The sequence below is a fragment of the Vibrio sp. R10-SG3-ISO3 genome, from assembly GCF_059834225.1.
In genome coordinates this window covers 40,178-57,338 of record NZ_JCBDHE010000034.1, presented here as the reverse complement: position 1 = coordinate 57,338, position 17,161 = coordinate 40,178, and the positions used below count along the sequence as shown (strand labels likewise).

General features: G+C 47.7%; 18 protein-coding genes. 12 read left to right on the top strand and 6 right to left on the bottom strand.

The features are described from left to right. Nucleotides 1–77: 77 nt before the first annotated feature. On the top strand, nucleotides 78–1,394 hold the full coding sequence (locus AC6R1A_RS08295; RefSeq protein ID WP_500632496.1) for an NAD(P)/FAD-dependent oxidoreductase: 1,317 nt from the start codon (nucleotides 78–80) through the stop codon (nucleotides 1,392–1,394). Between the two features lie 175 nt (nucleotides 1,395–1,569). Continuing rightward, on the top strand, nucleotides 1,570–1,776 hold the full coding sequence (locus tag AC6R1A_RS08290) for a rhodanese-like domain-containing protein (protein WP_500632494.1): 207 nt from the start codon (nucleotides 1,570–1,572) through the stop codon (nucleotides 1,774–1,776). Between the two features lie 81 nt (nucleotides 1,777–1,857). Here AC6R1A_RS08290 and AC6R1A_RS08285 read toward each other — a convergent pair whose 3' ends face one another. Next, entirely contained in the window at nucleotides 1,858–3,255 is a 1,398-nt protein-coding gene (locus AC6R1A_RS08285; RefSeq protein ID WP_500632493.1) for an SLC13 family permease, read from the bottom strand. A 125-nt stretch (nucleotides 3,256–3,380) separates the two neighbouring features. Here AC6R1A_RS08285 and AC6R1A_RS08280 point away from each other — a divergent pair, with 125 nt between their 5' ends. Next, nucleotides 3,381–4,178, top strand: coding sequence for an AraC family ligand binding domain-containing protein (locus tag AC6R1A_RS08280; RefSeq protein ID WP_500638661.1), 798 nt, complete (start codon nucleotides 3,381–3,383; stop codon nucleotides 4,176–4,178). 241 nt (nucleotides 4,179–4,419) lie between these two features. Here AC6R1A_RS08280 and AC6R1A_RS08275 read toward each other — a convergent pair whose 3' ends face one another. After that, a complete protein-coding gene (locus AC6R1A_RS08275) occupies nucleotides 4,420–5,796 on the bottom strand; it encodes an HD-GYP domain-containing protein (protein ID WP_500632702.1) in 1,377 nt (458 codons plus the stop codon). 224 nt (nucleotides 5,797–6,020) lie between these two features. Between AC6R1A_RS08275 and AC6R1A_RS08270 the strand changes: the two genes are divergently transcribed. The 3 genes from AC6R1A_RS08270 (at nucleotide 6,021) to AC6R1A_RS08260 (ending at nucleotide 9,100) form a co-directional block, all read left to right on the top strand. Next, complete coding sequence (locus AC6R1A_RS08270; RefSeq protein ID WP_500632701.1) at nucleotides 6,021–6,617, top strand: TetR/AcrR family transcriptional regulator; 597 nt, start codon at nucleotides 6,021–6,023, stop codon at nucleotides 6,615–6,617. Nucleotides 6,618–6,713: 96 nt separating this feature from the next. Continuing rightward, entirely contained in the window at nucleotides 6,714–7,562 is an 849-nt protein-coding gene (locus AC6R1A_RS08265; RefSeq protein WP_500632700.1) for an alpha/beta fold hydrolase, read from the top strand. Nucleotides 7,563–7,711: 149 nt separating this feature from the next. After that, nucleotides 7,712–9,100, top strand: a complete 1,389-nt coding sequence (locus AC6R1A_RS08260) for an SLC13 family permease (RefSeq protein ID WP_500632699.1) — start codon at nucleotides 7,712–7,714, stop codon at nucleotides 9,098–9,100. 14 nt (nucleotides 9,101–9,114) lie between these two features. Here AC6R1A_RS08260 and AC6R1A_RS08255 read toward each other — a convergent pair whose 3' ends face one another. Beyond that, entirely contained in the window at nucleotides 9,115–9,486 is a 372-nt protein-coding gene (locus AC6R1A_RS08255; RefSeq protein ID WP_500632698.1) for a hypothetical protein, read from the bottom strand. Nucleotides 9,487–9,617: 131 nt separating this feature from the next. Here AC6R1A_RS08255 and AC6R1A_RS08250 point away from each other — a divergent pair, with 131 nt between their 5' ends. From AC6R1A_RS08250 to AC6R1A_RS08240, 3 genes are read left to right on the top strand one after another with little or no spacing between them, the layout of a single operon-like run. Next, entirely contained in the window at nucleotides 9,618–9,986 is a 369-nt protein-coding gene (locus AC6R1A_RS08250) for an MmcQ/YjbR family DNA-binding protein (RefSeq protein WP_500627295.1), read from the top strand. Nucleotides 9,987–10,046: 60 nt separating this feature from the next. Next, complete coding sequence (locus AC6R1A_RS08245) at nucleotides 10,047–10,997, top strand: endonuclease/exonuclease/phosphatase family protein (protein WP_500632697.1); 951 nt, start codon at nucleotides 10,047–10,049, stop codon at nucleotides 10,995–10,997. A 26-nt stretch (nucleotides 10,998–11,023) separates the two neighbouring features. After that, nucleotides 11,024–11,341: a DUF4144 family protein gene (locus AC6R1A_RS08240; RefSeq protein ID WP_500632696.1), complete on the top strand. Its 318-nt coding sequence runs from the start codon at nucleotides 11,024–11,026 to the stop codon at nucleotides 11,339–11,341. A 68-nt stretch (nucleotides 11,342–11,409) separates the two neighbouring features. Here AC6R1A_RS08240 and speB read toward each other — a convergent pair whose 3' ends face one another. Together speB and speA are read right to left on the bottom strand one after the other, a co-directional pair. Further along, a complete protein-coding gene (gene speB / locus AC6R1A_RS08235; RefSeq protein ID WP_500632695.1) occupies nucleotides 11,410–12,336 on the bottom strand; it encodes an agmatinase in 927 nt (308 codons plus the stop codon). Then, a complete protein-coding gene (speA, locus tag AC6R1A_RS08230) occupies nucleotides 12,337–14,259 on the bottom strand; it encodes a biosynthetic arginine decarboxylase (RefSeq protein ID WP_500632694.1) in 1,923 nt (640 codons plus the stop codon). A 258-nt stretch (nucleotides 14,260–14,517) separates the two neighbouring features. Here speA and AC6R1A_RS08225 point away from each other — a divergent pair, with 258 nt between their 5' ends. Further along, entirely contained in the window at nucleotides 14,518–15,213 is a 696-nt protein-coding gene (locus AC6R1A_RS08225) for a pirin family protein (protein ID WP_500630936.1), read from the top strand. A gap of 107 nt (nucleotides 15,214–15,320) precedes the next feature. Further along, entirely contained in the window at nucleotides 15,321–15,572 is a 252-nt protein-coding gene (locus AC6R1A_RS08220; RefSeq protein WP_487902985.1) for a DUF3081 domain-containing protein, read from the top strand. Nucleotides 15,573–15,645: 73 nt separating this feature from the next. On the opposite strand, the gene AC6R1A_RS08215 is transcribed toward AC6R1A_RS08220, so the two are convergent. After that, complete coding sequence (locus tag AC6R1A_RS08215; RefSeq protein ID WP_334553142.1) at nucleotides 15,646–16,005, bottom strand: MaoP family protein; 360 nt, start codon at nucleotides 16,003–16,005, stop codon at nucleotides 15,646–15,648. Nucleotides 16,006–16,212: 207 nt separating this feature from the next. Here AC6R1A_RS08215 and AC6R1A_RS08210 point away from each other — a divergent pair, with 207 nt between their 5' ends. Further along, nucleotides 16,213–17,106 carry a LysR family transcriptional regulator gene (locus AC6R1A_RS08210; protein ID WP_500634174.1) on the top strand — a complete coding sequence of 298 codons (894 nt, stop codon included), beginning with the start codon at nucleotides 16,213–16,215 and terminating at the stop codon, nucleotides 17,104–17,106. The last annotated feature ends 55 nt before the right edge of the window (nucleotides 17,107–17,161 follow it).

Sequence of the window (17,161 nt, the reverse complement as noted above, 5' to 3'; positions counted from 1 at the left end):
GCTACTCAATGAAGGTGTAGGACTGAGATAAGCGATTGTTTCTTTGTTTAATTTGTGCATTTCTAAAGGACCTATTTATGCCTATAACACGTAGAACATTATTAAAGTCCGGGCTCACTTTGGGCGCTTTAGGCGCTGTTGGTGTCGGGTATAATGAAGCAAGTAAAATCGATAGCAAAGCTAAAATTGTTATTGTTGGTGGTGGAGCCGGAGGAATTGGCATTGCAAACATGCTGCTACGCAAGCTTGATGGCGCGCAGATTACGGTTATTGAGCCACGCGACTTCCATTGGTATCAGCCAGGACAAACATTACTTCTTGCTGGATCTTATGATAGTAAAAGTGATGTCGTTGCGCCCTTAAACCGTTATGTAGATCGCCAGATAAACTGGAAACGCGGTACAGTGGTTGAGTTTCAACCAGATATGAACATAGTGATAACTGAAAGCGGTGAAAAAGTTGGCTATGACTATCTAATCGTTTCAACTGGTATTGAGCTACGCTATGATCTTATTGAAGGAATGGAAACTGGATTAATAGGAAAAGGTGGAATAGCGAGTATCTATCACAGTCCAGAAGCTGGTCTAGCGAGCTATAAGCAGGCGCAACAGTTTGTTGAAAACCCAGGAAATGGTCAGGCAGTGTTCACCCGTCCAGTTGGTGCGATGAAGTGCGCCGGTGCACCAATGAAAGCCACAAACTTAGTTGAATATTTTGCTGCTCAAAGTGGGCGAAGAGACGAATTTAATTTCAACTACTATACGTCAGAAAACATACTTTTTTCTGTTAAGGCGTTCAATGACAAGTTGAAAGAGGTTTGGCAAAAGCGGAACATAACACCAAATTATGAGCAAGTACTTACCTCTATTGATAGCAGTAATAAATCGGCAATCTTTACTCAGCCAGATGGCTCAAGCCAACGCATTAACTGGGATTTTATTCATATCGTACCGCCGATGACACCGCCTAAGGTTATTCGTGATTCTGCGTTAGCAGACAATAAAAATTTCCTAGGATATTTGGATGTTGATAATTTTACTATGCAGCATAACCGTTATCCTAATGTTTTTGGCATTGGCGATTGTGTTGGTACACCAATTGGTAAAACAGCGGCATCAGTTAAATCCCAGCTTCCTGTTGTGGCGGAAAATTTATGCAGTTTAATAAAGGGGCAGTCGTTAACCGCTAATTGGGATGGTTATACTTCTTGCCCAATGATTTTGGATGTCGGCCATGCAATGTTGTGGGAATTTAACTATGCTTTGCAGCCAGTAACCGCCTTACCTTTTGAGGTTGTTGATCCATTGGATGAAAGTGCGATCGCCTGGCGTTTTGAAGAAACGCTTCTGAGACCAGTTTATGATGTGATGCTTAAAGGATATACACCGATTTAGTCATTTTCAAATGATAGGTGGGGCTTTCCCACGGTGCAACCGGCAGTATTGTGGTTAATGAGTTTGTGTAAGCATAATGAAAAACCATTCATTCTTGATGTGCGTGGCCAGGATGAATATGAGCAGATGCGGCTTGGTATTGGTGAAACGTTAATTCCTTGTGCTAAGGTAGCGCTTGGACGAATTGCCACAAGATAAAGAAACGGAGATTATCTGCTATTGCAAAATCTCGTTAAGAGGTTATGAAGCTCAATTGGTACGTAGTGCTTATGGCTGGAAAAATGTAAAAGTAATGGAAGGCGGCGTAATGGCTTGGCCATATACTCGGGGAAAAATAGCTCAAAGTAGTAGTAAGCTGAAAACGCAATCACAAGTGATTTAGTAATAAGAACCTGACCAATTCAATGTGGTCAGGCTCTTATTATTTAGCATATTGATTGTATAAAGTATTAGTGGCAGGTTATTAACCAATCCAGCCTAGTAGTTGCCACCATAGGAAATCTAAAGGCATCAGCATAACAACCGTAATGGCCGTTAACGGAAGAGTAATTTTTAATAGCTTAGACAGAGGCTCTTTTGATAAGTGCATTGCAACGACTAGTGGTCCTACTTGATATGGGAAAATTACGGTCGAAAAACCAATTACCTGAGTCATTATAACAGCGGGTAGAGAGAACCCGGTTATTTGAGCGAAATCTCCGGCCATCGGTGTTAATACTGTTGGAACACCAGGGATTGTTGCGATTAATCCTGTGAGAGTTGAAATGATAGACAGTGCCATGAAACTCAGGAATGAGCTGTTTTGGTCTGCTGGAAGTATATGTCCAAATAACTGCCCTAATGCTGAGCCAATTCCGGATTCATTAACAAGAGCTCCCAGCCCTAAAGCACCTGCGACAAAAATCACTGTGGCAAAATCAACTGAGCTATTAAACGCTTTGGGTTCTACAATTCCCCATTTAGGTAATAGAAGTATAATTGCGGTCACTAAACCTACCCAGGCCGGATTAATGCCGTGAATGGTATCTGTTATCCAGAATAGCAACGTGATAGCGAGCAAAATACCCACTTTTTTCTGCATCTTTTGGTCAGAAACAAAACTTTCGCTACTGGTGTCTTCAGCGGCTGATGGGGCCGAAATTTCGTCAGGGAAAATACGCAGTACTAACCAAATGACGACCAAAGATTTAACGATACCCAATATGGGAAAATGAAGTAGCAAGTATTCAGTGTAGCCAAAGGTAACATTAAAGAGGTTTTCACTGGAGCCAGCTAAAATCATGTTGGGAATATTGGCAGGTAACACTGCAAAACTTGGCATATTGCACGAAATTGCAAGGGCAGTAGCAATGCCAATTCGGCCGTTACTGCCTTTTTTCAGTCCAATGGTGTCAGCTAATGCCATACCAATGGGAATTAACACCACTGCTCTGCCTACGGAAGAGGGCATGATAAACCCCAGTAGCATGGCACTAAATACCAAACCGGCGATAAGTTGCGGGTAACTAACTGTTAAGTAAGGTGAAATCATTGTCGCAAGTTTTTGGCCCAACCCGGATTTGGAAATTGCTGCACCAATGATAAACCCTGAAATGATGAGCCATACAGCGGTAGAACCAAAACCCGCGAATACTATCGATGGTGAAATTAGGCCCAATATCGTGACTAAAGCAAAGAAAATCAAACTAGCCAGAAAGGGCGGAACGAATCCTGAGCTCCAAAAAACGAGTGTGACTAAGACAACTGCGGCACTCCGAGAAAACATCTCGGACTGACCTGGAAGTGGAAAGATACTAATCACAAGTGCAAATATCAAAGCGATAATTACAGCGACTGACTTTACATTGAGCCGGCTGACCATATGTGTTTTCTCCTGAACTTTTATAACTATTAGGTTCCGTTGACTTAAAAGATCAACAGGCTCTAGATATATTCTTTAGTTATTCCTAAAATACCTTTTTTTTTGATACGTTTTAACGAGACAGGATGTCAAAACATATTCCTAACACGACAATGTTATCGCCCAGCGACGTTGCCTTTGTCTTAGACCCAACTCAACCCGTGCTTGCCCATAGTCGCAGTATGGTTGCTGAGTCTGCTATCGAACCGCATGCTCATCCCAGAGGGCAGCTTCTTTGGGGCTCTAAGGGAATTTTGCGCGTAACCAGTGAAAAAGCTGTCTGGGTCGTTCCATCTACGCATGCTGTGTGGATTCCTGGCGGTCATTACCATCAGGTGAGTAATGAAACTGCCACTCAGACTCGGAATTTATACGTTGATCCTCCGTTTTGTGTACGTCAGAACTCTGATAAAGTCATCATGTTAAAAATGAGCTCGTTACTGCGAGAAGTGATACTCAAGCTTACTGAAAGCGCAGGTTCCCTCGCAAAAGAACGAGCACATAATTTGGGCTTGGTCGCCCTTGATGAACTTGAATCATTGGAAGCATTGGAGCTCTATATTCCATCAGGACATGACCCTCGCCTGCAACGGTTGATCAGTCTTATTGTTAATCAGCCTGACCAATCTCTGTTACTTGAACAGCTGGCAAATCAAGTAGGGGCAAGTGTTCGTACTATCGAAAGGTTGTTTAAGGCAGAAACGGGACTCACATTCCGTCAATGGCGTAGCCGCTTTCGTTTGATGAGTTCACTGGACAAGATTTCTCAGGGGTATAACACAACCTTGGTTGCGCATGAGTTGGGTTATAGCAGTGTGAGCAGCTTTCTCTCTTCTTTTAAAAAATTGTTTGGTTGTACACCGCAGGAATATGCTCAGAGGTAATTATTTTATTACGAAATTCTGAGTTGATTTTCAACGACTATAGGAATAGGACCTCGTTTATTCGTCAACTGCAATATAAAATCTATACAATTATTTTTCCATTATCTGTAGTAATTTGTGGTTTGCTAATTTAAACAAAAACTCTAGCAAGGTTTTGTCCAAAACCAAGCTATCAAACTGAAGCACACAGACGGCACAGCCACAGTGAGCGAAGGGATGAAGATACTCTTTGCCCATCAATCTAAAGCGTTGGCGAAGAGGGGAGTTCACTCATCCCGATGTCTTTTATGTATTTCTCTGGGAGTTTTTTTAATGCGGCTTTGAGCGCATTAAAGCACAATGGATCGATGGCTGTGCCGACGTTTTCTTCCATGATTTCTAATGTTTTTGGAATCGGAATGGCGCCTCGATAAGGGCGTTCAGCGGTAATGGCGTCAAAAATATCAGCCGTGGTAATAATCCGTGTCATCATCGATATTTCTTCAGCAACCAACTTGTCGGGATAGCCTGTTCCATCTAACTTCTCGTGATGGGCCGCCGCCATTTTGGCAAAGTGTCTGAGCGGCGATATCTTTTCAAGGATCTCTCTTGTCAGCACCGCGTGGTTTTGCACTTGTGCCCATTCGTCGTGATCCAATTTTCCTGGTTTATCCAAGATGGTGTTGCTGACCCCAAGTTTGCCGAGATCATGCAAGAGTGCGGCGCGTTTCAGCCATAGTCGATCCTCTTGGTCAATATCGAGTTCTTCGGCAATGAGGGTGCTAAAAACAGCCACTCTGGCGCTGTGTCCGGAGGTAAAAGGACTCTTGGCGTCGATGATCTTGCCAAACGTGGTCACGATTCGGTCGAAATAATCATCGTCTAAGGGAATCATTGCTAGTGCGGGTGACATGGAGAGGACAAAAGAGACGATGGATGGGGCGTTGAGTGCCTCAATAAAATCCGCGTTCTCTTCCAACTGCTTAGCGATGGTCACTAAGCTAGGGTCCAGCCAGTTTCCGGAGCGACGTTCCAGTTCAGAAAAGGCAATGCTCAAATCATGTTCACGTTGGAACACATCCATTACTTGAGCGAGAAGTGCAATTCTTGAAAAGAGTGGGATGTGATCATGTTGCAGCCCTTCAGGACGGCCCGATCCGTCCCAGTGTTCATCCAAATGTTTGATACCCTGCGCCACGTTTTCACTGAACAAGAGTTCACGGGCGACTTCTGCGCCTTTTGTGCAACGTGTTTGGATCAGCTCTTGTGCGTAATCGGTGCCATTTTTTAAGATATCAATGGTGGTCGAAATACGCTTGCGCCAATGCTCTCCCGAGCCTGCATTTTTAAGTACGAAGTTAATCGCGCTCGTCAGGCTGGTGCCGACCGTTTTATAACGCTGTTTAAACCTCAGATCATCGGTGGCGTAAAGCTCGCAAATACGCGCGGCATTACTGCTACAGCCCGCATCTTTGAGTAACAACGTAAAATACAGATCATGCAGTTCTGATGAGGAAAGGTTCATTCGCTCACCAATATGCATGCCTATCCAGCAGCAACGCATGCTGTGTTCAGGGGGTTGTCCCTCCGTCATATCGAGTGCGACGGTCAGTGAAGAAATCAGTTCCGCCAAAGGCATATTGAGGTTTAAACCCTGTAACAACATCATGCTCTACTTATTCACATGTAAACAAAAATTGTAGTGCAATCATTCGTTATCGCCTAATGACAAACGATAAAAGCTTGGCGAACGATCCAGGAGCGACCGTTCCTCCTCGTTTTCGATGTTCCGCTAAGACTTCACACTTGGAAAAAAAGTACGAACGTGCTAAAAAGGCGTTCAGTCCACACAGTGAGTCACCGATGAGTAAAGGCAAAATCACCCGAGAGAATATTCTGAGCAAGGCATTTGAATTGGCCAGTGAAAATGGGTTGGAGAGCCTGACGATCGGAGAGTTGGCGAAGCAGTGTGGTATGTCTAAGAGTGGGTTGTTTGCCCATTTTAACTCGAAAGACAACTTGCAAATTGCGGTGCTGGAGTACGCCAATCTCGTGTTTACCGAGCGAGTGATCGCGCCAGCGAGGGCGCAAGGTGATGACAACATCGAGCGCAAACTGCGCAGCCTGCTCGACAATTGGCTGGGGTGGAACCACTCGTTTCAAGGCAGTTGTATGTTCCTTGATGCGTGGAAAGAGGCGTGTCCACAACCGACGCCGACACAGCAAGTATTGAAGAAAACCATCGCCACTTGGATTGAGTATTTGCGCATTCAGGTAGCGAAAGGGATCGAGAGTGGCGAGTTCGACAGCCAGCTCGATCCGAAACAAGCCACGTTCGAGTTGTATGGGCTTTATTTGAGTGCTCATCTGTTTTACTCAATCCACGGCGAGCAGGCGAGTTATGTGCTGTTCTGGTCTGGGGTAGAGGCGCTATTGCAGCGCTGGAGAGTGAGCACTTAACCAACAGAATAAACAACACGCGTCATCGATTGACGCGGTTTTTTTAACTTAAAATAGTACGGTCGTTCGTTTTTACGAACAGATAAGGATACGACCATGAGTGATAAGATCTATTTCAACACATCAACGAAATTCAGCTTAAAGAAAAGCATGGTGAACTGGAGTACAAGGCTTCATCACACCTTAGCGCCTAAGCATGCGGAAAAAACGGCGCGCAAACTGTTGCTGACGCCGGTGCGCACCAAACCGAAAAACGCCGCGCCACAAGGGCTGATTGAAGGCGAAGTGCAAAGTGGTGAGGGGGTGTTGAAAACCTATCGTTTGGGGTCGGGGCCGGTGTGGGTGTTGACCCACGGTTGGTCGGGCAGCGCAAGCCAGTTCTACCCTTTGATGGCGCATATTGCTAAGCGAGGTTACACCGCTCTGGCGTATGATCACCCGGCTCATGGTCAAAGCGAAGGTGTCTATGGCCATATTCCTGCCTTTGTCCAAGGCTTAGAAGCGGTGCTCGACAGTGTTGATGATGTGGCGGGTCTGGTTGGGCACAGTATGGGAACTGCGTCTGCGATTGAGTGCCATCACCAAAAACTGGTGGATAAGCCGATGTTGCTGATTGCGCCGGTGCTGGACTACCTCGACAATCTGTTCGGCAGCATTGCTCGCTCCGGTTATTCGATGCGTTTGTTTGATGCGGTGGTGTCGAAAGTGGAAGAGCAGTATCGCTATCCGATCCAATCCATCGATCCCTACAACAAACTCAAGTTGCGCCAAGCGCCGACCATTATCGTTCATGATCAGCAAGATAAATTCACCCACTTCTCCGTGTCAGAAAAAGCGGCCAGTGAGATGGCGAACGTCAGCTTGGTGGCGACACAAGGCCAGGGGCATGGTCGCGTGATGAAGTGCCCGCAGGTGATGGAAAGTTTCGATAAATTAACGGCTTAGTGAAGCGTTTAACCGCCTATTACTGATAGTTAAGCCATTAATGTCCATGATATTGATGGGGTTAACAAATTCGCAAAGGAAATTATTTCCGCCTGCAACATTGTGGGATCATCTAGGGGCCAGTTCGGCCCTTAGAAGGAAATATAATAATGCATAAAAATGATAGTGTCCCTTTGCCCACCAATACCCGAGAGTGGTTGTTTAACCGCAACAGCGCCATCGTCTTGGCGGATATAGCGCTGTTTTTGCTGCTCTATTTTACCCTCCCGTTTGATCCGCCTGTTGTGCTGGGTATCAGCATGCTGCTGTTTATCGCCATGTTATGGCTCACCGAGGCGTTGCACGTGACGGTGACGGCCATTCTTGTCCCTGTGATGGCGGTGTTTTTTGATGTGTTTGACACCCAAACCGCGCTCAACAACTTTGCCAATTCCATTATCTTCCTATTCCTTGGCGGTTTTGCCCTTGCGGCGGCGATGCACAGGCAAGGCTTGGATAAGGTGATTGCAGATAAAGTGTTGATCTTGGCTAAAGGCAAAATGAGCGTGGCGGTGTTTATGCTGTTTGGGGTGACCGCTGGGTTGTCGATGTGGATCAGCAACACCGCTACCACCGCGATGATGCTGCCATTGGTGCTCGGCGTACTGAGTAAAGTCGATGCAGACAAAGAGCACCCAACCTATGTGTTTGTGCTTTTGGGTATCGCCTACAGCGCCAGTATTGGCGGTATTGCCACCATCGTCGGTAGCCCACCGAACGCCATCGCCGCAGCGGAAGTGGGGCTGACTTTTACCGATTGGATGCGCTTTGGTGTGCCGACGACGCTGGTGCTTTTGCCTGTCGCGATGGCTGTGCTGTATCTGATGCTCAAACCCAACTTGCAAGGGAAATTTGAGCTTAACTATCAGCCAGTACAGTGGGACAAAGGCAAAATCGTCACGTTAGGTATTTTTGCTGCCACGGTTTGTCTGTGGATTTTCAGTAAGCCGATTAATGCCATGCTGGGCGGATTTGCTAAGTTCGATACGCTGGTGGCGCTCGGTGCGATCGTCGCGGTGAACTTCGCGCGCGTCGTGCACTGGAAGGACATCGAAAAAACCGCAGATTGGGGCGTGTTACTGCTGTTTGGCGGCGGGATCTGCTTGAGTAATGTACTCAAAGCGACGGGTACCAGCGTCTTTTTGGCCAATGTACTCAGCGAGGCGATTGCTCACCTTGGCCTTGTGTTCATTGTGGCGGTGATCGCGATTTTTGTGGTGTTCCTTACCGAGTTTGCCAGCAACACGGCGAGCGCAGCCTTGTTGATTCCGGTCTTTGCTACTGTCGCCGAAGCGTTTGGCTTATCGCCAGTGATTCTATCTGTGCTGATTGCGGTTGCTGCCTCTTGCGCCTTTATGTTGCCGGTCGCCACGCCGCCCAATGCCATCGTGTTTGGTTCAGGTCACGTGGAACAAAGTGAGATGATGAAAGTCGGTATTGTGCTCAATCTTGCTTGTATCTTAGTGCTGACGGGGATTGCCCTCACGTTTTGGGCATAACGCAATTGAGGCGCCTAGAGCGTCTCTTCTTCTTGCACGCTATTCACCTTGGCTTGGGTAGAATGGCAGGATGTGGATTGTGGTTTCGATGACGATAGTGCGCCAGATAATTGCATGGCGGTGTGCGCATCGATGCGACTAGCGTCAAACAGCAAGTAGCTGCGCTGGGCACTACCATCTTGATGCGGCACAATGCTCAATGTACCTTTAAATCCAAGGCGAGAAAGATGCTGGCACAGCGCCTCGGGTGCGATGTCATAAACGGGGTGCAGATATGGCATTAAAGTGTCGGCCACCCAAGCGTGTGTTTGGTAATGTGCCATTGCATTTTCTAGGTGGTCTGAATCGGTAAATTCGATGATCTCTAGTACGTGTTCCAATCGCATCGAGGTGCTAATTCCATTTTAATCATAGAGTTAATAATGGTGATACTACATCAATCCCCTCTGTTGTCACCTGTAATGGATCAATTTATCTTGTGCTCTATGCACGCGACCTAAATCAAAAAGGAATGGCGATGAATCACGAACAATTCAACCAGTTCTGCCGCGCCTTACCGGCAACCACACATGTGGTGCAATGGGGCAACAGCGAGGTGTGGAAAGTGGGTGGCAAGGTGTTTGCCATCGGTACGCGCACGCCAAGTGGTACGCCTGCTTACACGTTTAAGACATCAGAGAGAAACTTTGTCTTCCTCAGTGAAAGTGACGGTTATATTCCGGCGCCGTACTTTGCCAGCCGCGGCATGAAATGGATTCAGCAAATCGATGCCTCGCCCGAGCGCGATGAAGCGCTCCATTACTATTTGCATGCCTCCTACCAACTGGTGAGCAAAGGACTGAGTCAGCGTGTGCGTAAAGAGCTGGGTATCGAGCTCGAGAAGTAACGCAGGGTCGCGCAAAAATTTGGTACACTCATCCTATGATTTCATTGTTAGAGACGTCGTTTGCACACCCATCAGACACTGACGTTTGCCACCGCAAACCTGTTCAATTTTGTCGCGCCGCCCAACGCGTTTTATGATTTTGAGAATATCTATGAGACGCCAGCGTGGGGGGAAAAATGTCGCTGGACGAAGGAGAAATTAACGCTTCTTGATGCGGATATCGTCGGGCTGCAAGAGGTGTTCTCGATTGAGGCCGCGAGACAGATGATGGCGGATCTCGGGTATGGCTATTTTGCGGTCGTCGATACGCCGCATATTGAGCAGGAATACATCTACTCCCAGCCTGTTGTGGCGGTGGCGTCTCGTTACCCAATCACACGTTATGAGGCGGTGACGCCCCCTAGCGCTTTAATGGAGTGCTATGGCGTTCCCTTTCCAGATTTTAGTCGTCAGCCGATTTCGGCCGTGGTCTCGGTGCCCAATATAGGCGAAGTTTCCGTTTATGTGTGTCACCTAAAATCTCAACGCGCGACAGAGAGCGCAAGTGGTGAGAGTGAGCATCCACTTCTCGGGCGCTGGTTGTCTCATCAACAACGTGGCTGGGAAGCCGTGATGCTTCGAATTGCGATGGAAAACGCCTACCGGTCACATCCAGTGCCGACTGTGCTGATGGGTGATATGAATCAAAGTTTGGACAGCGTACTGACCGGGCAACTCACGCTCAATGCCAGCAGCGACAGTGCGACACTCACACTTGAAGACAGCTGGAGCCTCTACCAAGCCAATGACAAAGCAAAAGACCGAGCGGCCACACATTATCATTTCGCAACGGGCAATGTGTTGGACTACCTGCTTCTATCGCAAGAGTTTCAAGCTCACTCGCCATACTCACTTGCGGATGTTGTGGGCTATCAGGTGTTGGATCAACATCTGATTAATCCGTCCTTCGCGCAAGATAGCCAAGCGAGCGATCACGCGTTTGTCTCGGTGACGGTCTCGTTTGTTTTATAGTTTGACAACACAAAGGAAACCCAACCATGATTGAATGGCCATGCATGTTCAAGTTAGACGGCGATTACGAGCTACTCTATATGCCCTCTCAAGATGTACTGGAAAGTGAACTCACGTCGCTGATCTGGAGTGAAGACGATTGGCTGATTGATAGCCGTGGTCGGTGTTTTCTCATCTCAACAGACGAACAAGGCTATCACTACCAGCCTCACGGCGAGCTTATTACGCTCGAACAAGTGACCCAATGGGTACAAGAACATGAGTTTGCCAAGGTGGAAATGTGCTTGACGAAAATCCACTTTACTTCAATACAGCAAGCCATCGAATCGCTGAGCGTGGCGTAAGTCACCTCAAATGACAACGCAGAAAACAAAACAGGGAGCCGTGGGCTCCCTGTTGGTCAGTGATGTTGTTATTCTTCGATGTGATTGGCTGCCCAAGCGTACATCAACTCTAGTGCGATGGTGGCGCCCGCGAGTGAGGTGAGGTCTGCGTGGTCGTAGGGAGGAGACACTTCTACGACGTCCATACCGACGATGTTCATACCGGCAAAACCGCGGATGATTTTCAGCACTTTATCAGAGTTCAGACCGCCACATACAGGGGTGCCTGTACCGGGTGCAAAAGCAGGGTCTAAACAGTCGATGTCAAAAGTCACATACACTGGTTTGTCGCCGACGATGTCTCGCACTTGTGCAACAATCTCACTCGCGCTCAGTTCATTGGCTTCCATCGCATTGATGACGTTAAAGCCATGATCTTGCTTTTTGTATTCCGTACGAATACCAATTTGTACTGAGTGTTTAGGCGAAATCAACCCTTCTTTTGGCGCATGATAGAACATAGTGCCATGATCGTATGAGCTGCCGTTCGCGTAGGTGTCGGTGTGCGCGTCAAAGTGGACGAGCGCCATTTCACCGTGATGCTTCGCGTAGGCGCGCAAGATGGGTAAGGTGACAAAATGGTCACCGCCCAGTGCCAACATGGTTTTACCATCACGCAAAATTTCACTGGTCGCTGCTTCAAGGCGGTAAGTGAAGTCTTCAGCGTCGCCGCAGTCGAACACCAAATCACCCGCGTCAATCACGTTAGCACGTTTGAACACGTTGAAATCCCATGGGAACTTTTTGCTTTCCCAAGCCAAGTTGACCGAGGCACGACGAATGGCGTCAGGGCCCATACGCGCGCCAGGTCGTCCTGACGTCGCCATATCTAAAGGTACGCCGAGGATAACCAAATCGGCATCACTGCCGATAGGGTCGCGCATATAAGGGCGACGACAAAAGGTCATCGCGTTGGAGTAGAGCGAATAATCGATTTTGCTAAACAAATCGTTCACTTAGAAATCCTCTAAATAGGTATAGCCACTTAAGCCTTGCTCAAGTTCTTGCAATACGCTTTGCTGTTCTTGTTCACTGACGCGCTGCGTGACCAGTTCACGGTAGTGCTCACGGATGTTATCGACATCAATATGCACGTAGCGCATCATATCTTCTACAGTATCGCCCTCATCAATACGCTCGATGATAGGTTCACCATTGTCATCTACGGTCACGACCGCACTGTGCGTGTCACCGAATAAGTTGTGCATATCACCCAAGATCTCTTGGTAGGCACCGACCAAGAAAAAGCCCATAAAGTACGGCTTATCTTTGCTCCATGCCGGAACAGGGAGAGTCGTCTCAATGCCTTGACCATCGACGTACTGATCGACAGTACCGTCTGAGTCACAGGTGATGTCGAGCATCACCGCGCGGCGGTCTTCGACATTCTCAAGCCCTGACAGAGGTAGGACAGGGAACACCTGATCAATACCCCAAGCGTCAGGTAGCGATTGAAACAGCGAAAAGTTGATGAAGAACTTATCCGCCAAACGCTCACTCAGTTCGTCCAAAATAGGGCGATGGAAGCGGTTTTTGGTGCTCATCAATCGGCTGAGCTCGTAGTAAATACGCAATGACATCTGCTCTGCCCAAGCGCGCTGGTGCAGGTTCAACACCCCCGCAGCAAATAGCGAATGCACTTCGGCAAGGTCGCTTTGCGTATCGTTGTAAATTTCAATTAATGCACGCGCATCACTGCCATCTTGCAAACTTTCCCAGTTGCGCCACATGTTTTGTAGCAGCAGTGGGTCATCAAGTTCTGGCTCATTGACCACTTCCGGCTGGTAGGCTTCTGTGCCGATCACGTTGGTGATCAGTACCGCGTGATGGGCGGTAAGTGAGCGACCCGATTCGGAAATGATCGTCGGCATGGGTTGTTCGTACTGCGTGCACACATCCCCAACCGTGTTGACGATGTTGCGCGCATATTCAATCAAGCCATAGTTCATCGAGCTGGTGGATTGGCTACGTGTGCCGTCGTAGTCCACCGCGAGTCCGCCACCAATATCGAAATATTGAATGTTGGCACCCATGCCGCGCAGTTCACAGTAGAAGCGCGCCGATTCATTGACACCATTACGAATATCGCGGATGTTCGCCATCTGCGAGCCCAAGTGGAAATGCACCAGTTGCAAAGAGTCCAATTGGTTCTCTTTCGTTAGCCTATCAATCACGCTAAGCACTTGTGATGCCGCTAGACCAAACTTCGATTTGTCACCGCCACTTGATTGCCATTTCCCCGCACCTTGAGAGGCCAGGCGAATACGAATGCCCATGCGCGGTTTAACGCCAAGACTTTTCGCTTCTTTAAGCACTAAGTCCAGCTCGGACATTTTCTCAAGCACGATGAAGACTTTGTGACCCAGTTTTTCACCGATCAGCGCTAGGCGAATGTACTCTCTGTCTTTATAGCCGTTGCAGACGATCACTGAGCTCGCTTTTTGTGCCAATGCCAGTACCGCCAAAAGTTCAGGCTTACTGCCCGCTTCTAGGCCAAGTTGTTTGGTCTCTAGTTGCGCTTGGCTGGCAAGGATCTCATCGACCACTTCTTTTTGTTGGTTCACTTTGATCGGGTAAACCAGCAAGTATTTATTCGGGTATTGGTACTCATCAATCGCTTGGTTGAATGCGTCACAGATGCCGTGCACACGTTGATGCAGGATCTGAGGGAAGCGGACCAGTACCGGCAAATTAAGCTGTTTTTGTTCGAGTTGAGCGACAATTTTGCTCAGTGGCACTTGGTGATCTTGACCAAGCGCAGGTGACACATACACCTCACCTTGGTTATCGATACCGTAAAAGCCTTGGCTCCAGTGTTGAACATTGTAGTCAGCGCGAACGCGGTCGAGTTTGGAAGAATTTTCCACATCAAGTCTCACAAAGATAAAGAATAAAACATGACTTCAGTGTAGTTAGAAATCATACGAGTCGCGGGCTTAATTTGATGACCGGGTTATCGCGACGAGCGCATTAACGGACAAACGCCCCCTGGTGTCCAACAAAAACAATTTGTCGATAGGACAAGGATTACTTTACGCCTGCTTCATCAAAAATTTCGAACTATTAAGCCAAATTTATCCGCTGTTTGTGAGCGCAAGCATCTCTTAATCTAGGAGAAAAGAAAGAGGAGTAATGTCATGATCACAGTGAGACACGCACACGATCGCGGCCGCGCCAATTTTGGTTGGCTCGACAGCAAACACACGTTTTCATTTGGCCACTATTACGATCCGCAGCAGATGGGTTTTTCCGCGCTGCGCGTCATCAATGACGATGAAGTGGCACCCGGCGCGGGGTTTGATACCCACGGTCACCGAGATATGGAAATCATCAGCTACGTTCTTGAGGGCACCATCGAACATAAAGACAGTGAAGGCAATATTAAGTCACTGCCTGCGGGTGAGTTCCAATTGATGTCGGCGGGAAAAGGCATCTATCACAGTGAATACAATGCGTCGAAAACCGATGCATTGCGCTTCTTGCAAATTTGGATTGAGCCGCACACTTTCGGTCAAACGCCTGGTTATCAGCAAAAAGACTTTGGTCAAGCGCCTGGGTTAACGACCATCGCGACGCCCACAGGCGAGGCGGGTACCTTACATATTAAACAAGATGCCCAACTACATCAGCTGATTTTATTACCGGGGGAATCGCTGGAGTACGCGCTTGGCGCTGATCGTAAGGTGTATGTGCACCAAATCGACGGCACGTTAGAGGTTGACGGGAATCCCCTACAAGGGGGAGATGGTGCAAAGGTAGAGTCCACCTCTCGAATCACGCTCATCAACCGCGGCGCTGACAACGTCAAAGCGTTGCTGTTTGATCTTCCCTAGCGCCTCAAGAGTAAATAGAGAAAGCGTGATGTCACTGGCGTTCTCCAGTGGCTAAATTGTACACACAGAGCCATACTTGAAATGAGAACATAACAGGAGGGTCAGCGATGAAAAACGAACTGGATCCGACCAAAGTATTGCAGGCTTACGAGATGGTAATGGCGCGCGGTACGCCGACCGAGTTTGGCAAGATGTATGAAGGGGTCGAAGCGTTTTCCGACTATGATGGCTACAACGTCTTTCTACGCGGTAACGGCGTTGAACTCAAAATCGGTTTCCACAACACCTATCATTTGGAGTATGACCAAGAGCATCTAAGAGACAGCTTCTTGAAAAAGGTCGCCTCTTTGGCCAAATAGCCGAGCCGCAGAAAAGTTAAAACCCAGATTGTTGCCAATCTGGGTTTTGTTATTCTGTGCTTGCGGGTCGAGATTAATCTTCTTCCACCAAGCTCACATCATCGGCGTAATCTTCCACATTGCCATCTGGTTTTGAACGACCATTTAGGGTGTGAAAGCGTTTACGACCACGAGCGAGTTGAACGTATTTTAACCACACACGTTCCAGCTTGGTTTTCGCTTTTCCAGGGTTTTCGATAACTTTTACGAAATGCTTTTCTTCTGCGTTTTCAGGTGAGAGATCGCCGTTCTCCAAGCCCAACATGGTGTCACCATAGAGGGTTAGGATTTCTTCTTCAGCGAGCGTAAAATCACCAGACTTAGCAAAGCCGCGTGGAAACTTAGTGTTGTCGTAAAAACGTTTTTTGCCGTGACGAAATTCAGTGTCAGACATTGTGGTAGCCTCTGTAACCTACAATTGATAAATGACCTAAGCGGTACAGATCGAAAATTAGGCGCAAAGTTAGCAAAAGGAAAACAAAACTTTTTTATTGTCACTATTAAACATTTTTATGGTTTTAAGGTAACATTTTGCCCATTCAATGGTTTGCTTAATGGCAAGATTTGGTAGGCTTGAACGCTTGCACTTTGAGGAATATTAATGGACGTTAAAGTCTTCAGAACCTTTTTAGAATTGGCCAATGTACGCCACTTTGGTCGTGCGGCGGAAAACCTGTACATCACTCAAGCTGCGGTTAGCGCACGTATTAAGCAATTGGAAAGCTATTTTGATACGCAACTCTTCATCCGTGATCGCAACAACATCAAACTGACTTCCGCCGGTGAGCGCTTGATTGGCTACGCGGAAGTGATGGTCAGCTCCTTGCAGCAGGCGAAATTAGAGCTCTCCCTAGAAAATGGCAAAGCACTGCAACTGACCCTAGGCGGGACGCCAAACGTGTGGGATGCGTATCTGCAAAATGGCTTAAGCCTCATCACGGATGCCTTCAGTGGTTATGGCTTTATGGCTGAAATCATGGGCAGAGAAGCACTCAATCGCAGTTTGCAAGAACGTACCTTGGATATGGCGTTCGCCTTTGACCAAATCAAAGCCGATGAGCTCAATTGTAAAAAAGTCGCGGATGTGGTGTTGGTCTTGGTTTCGACCTCAGAGGGCACCGTGGATCAAGTGCTGGAAGACAAGTACGTGTATGTCGATTGGGGCACTAAGTTTGCCTCTGAACATGCTGAGCGTCACCCTAAAATCCCAGCGCCTTATCTACGTACTTCAACGGCGCGCATCGCTTTAGACTTCATCCTTGAAAAGGGAGGAAGTGCTTACTTACCGACCTCTCTTGTCGAGCCCTTCTTAGCCAGCGGGCAATTGGTCAAAGTGGATGACGTGGCAGAGTGGTATCGTCCGATCTACTTGAGTTATCGCAAGGCGAGCACGTCGATTGATGCCATCAGTCAGGTAGAGAAGTTGGTGAAAACCATCGATCCTGTCACGGCGTTCAGCTTTCAGCAGATGGCGGATTGGCCGGTAGACGAGTAGGCCTGAGTGGTTGAAACGGAATAGCTTGAATCGGGATGGATTAAAACGGTTTGTT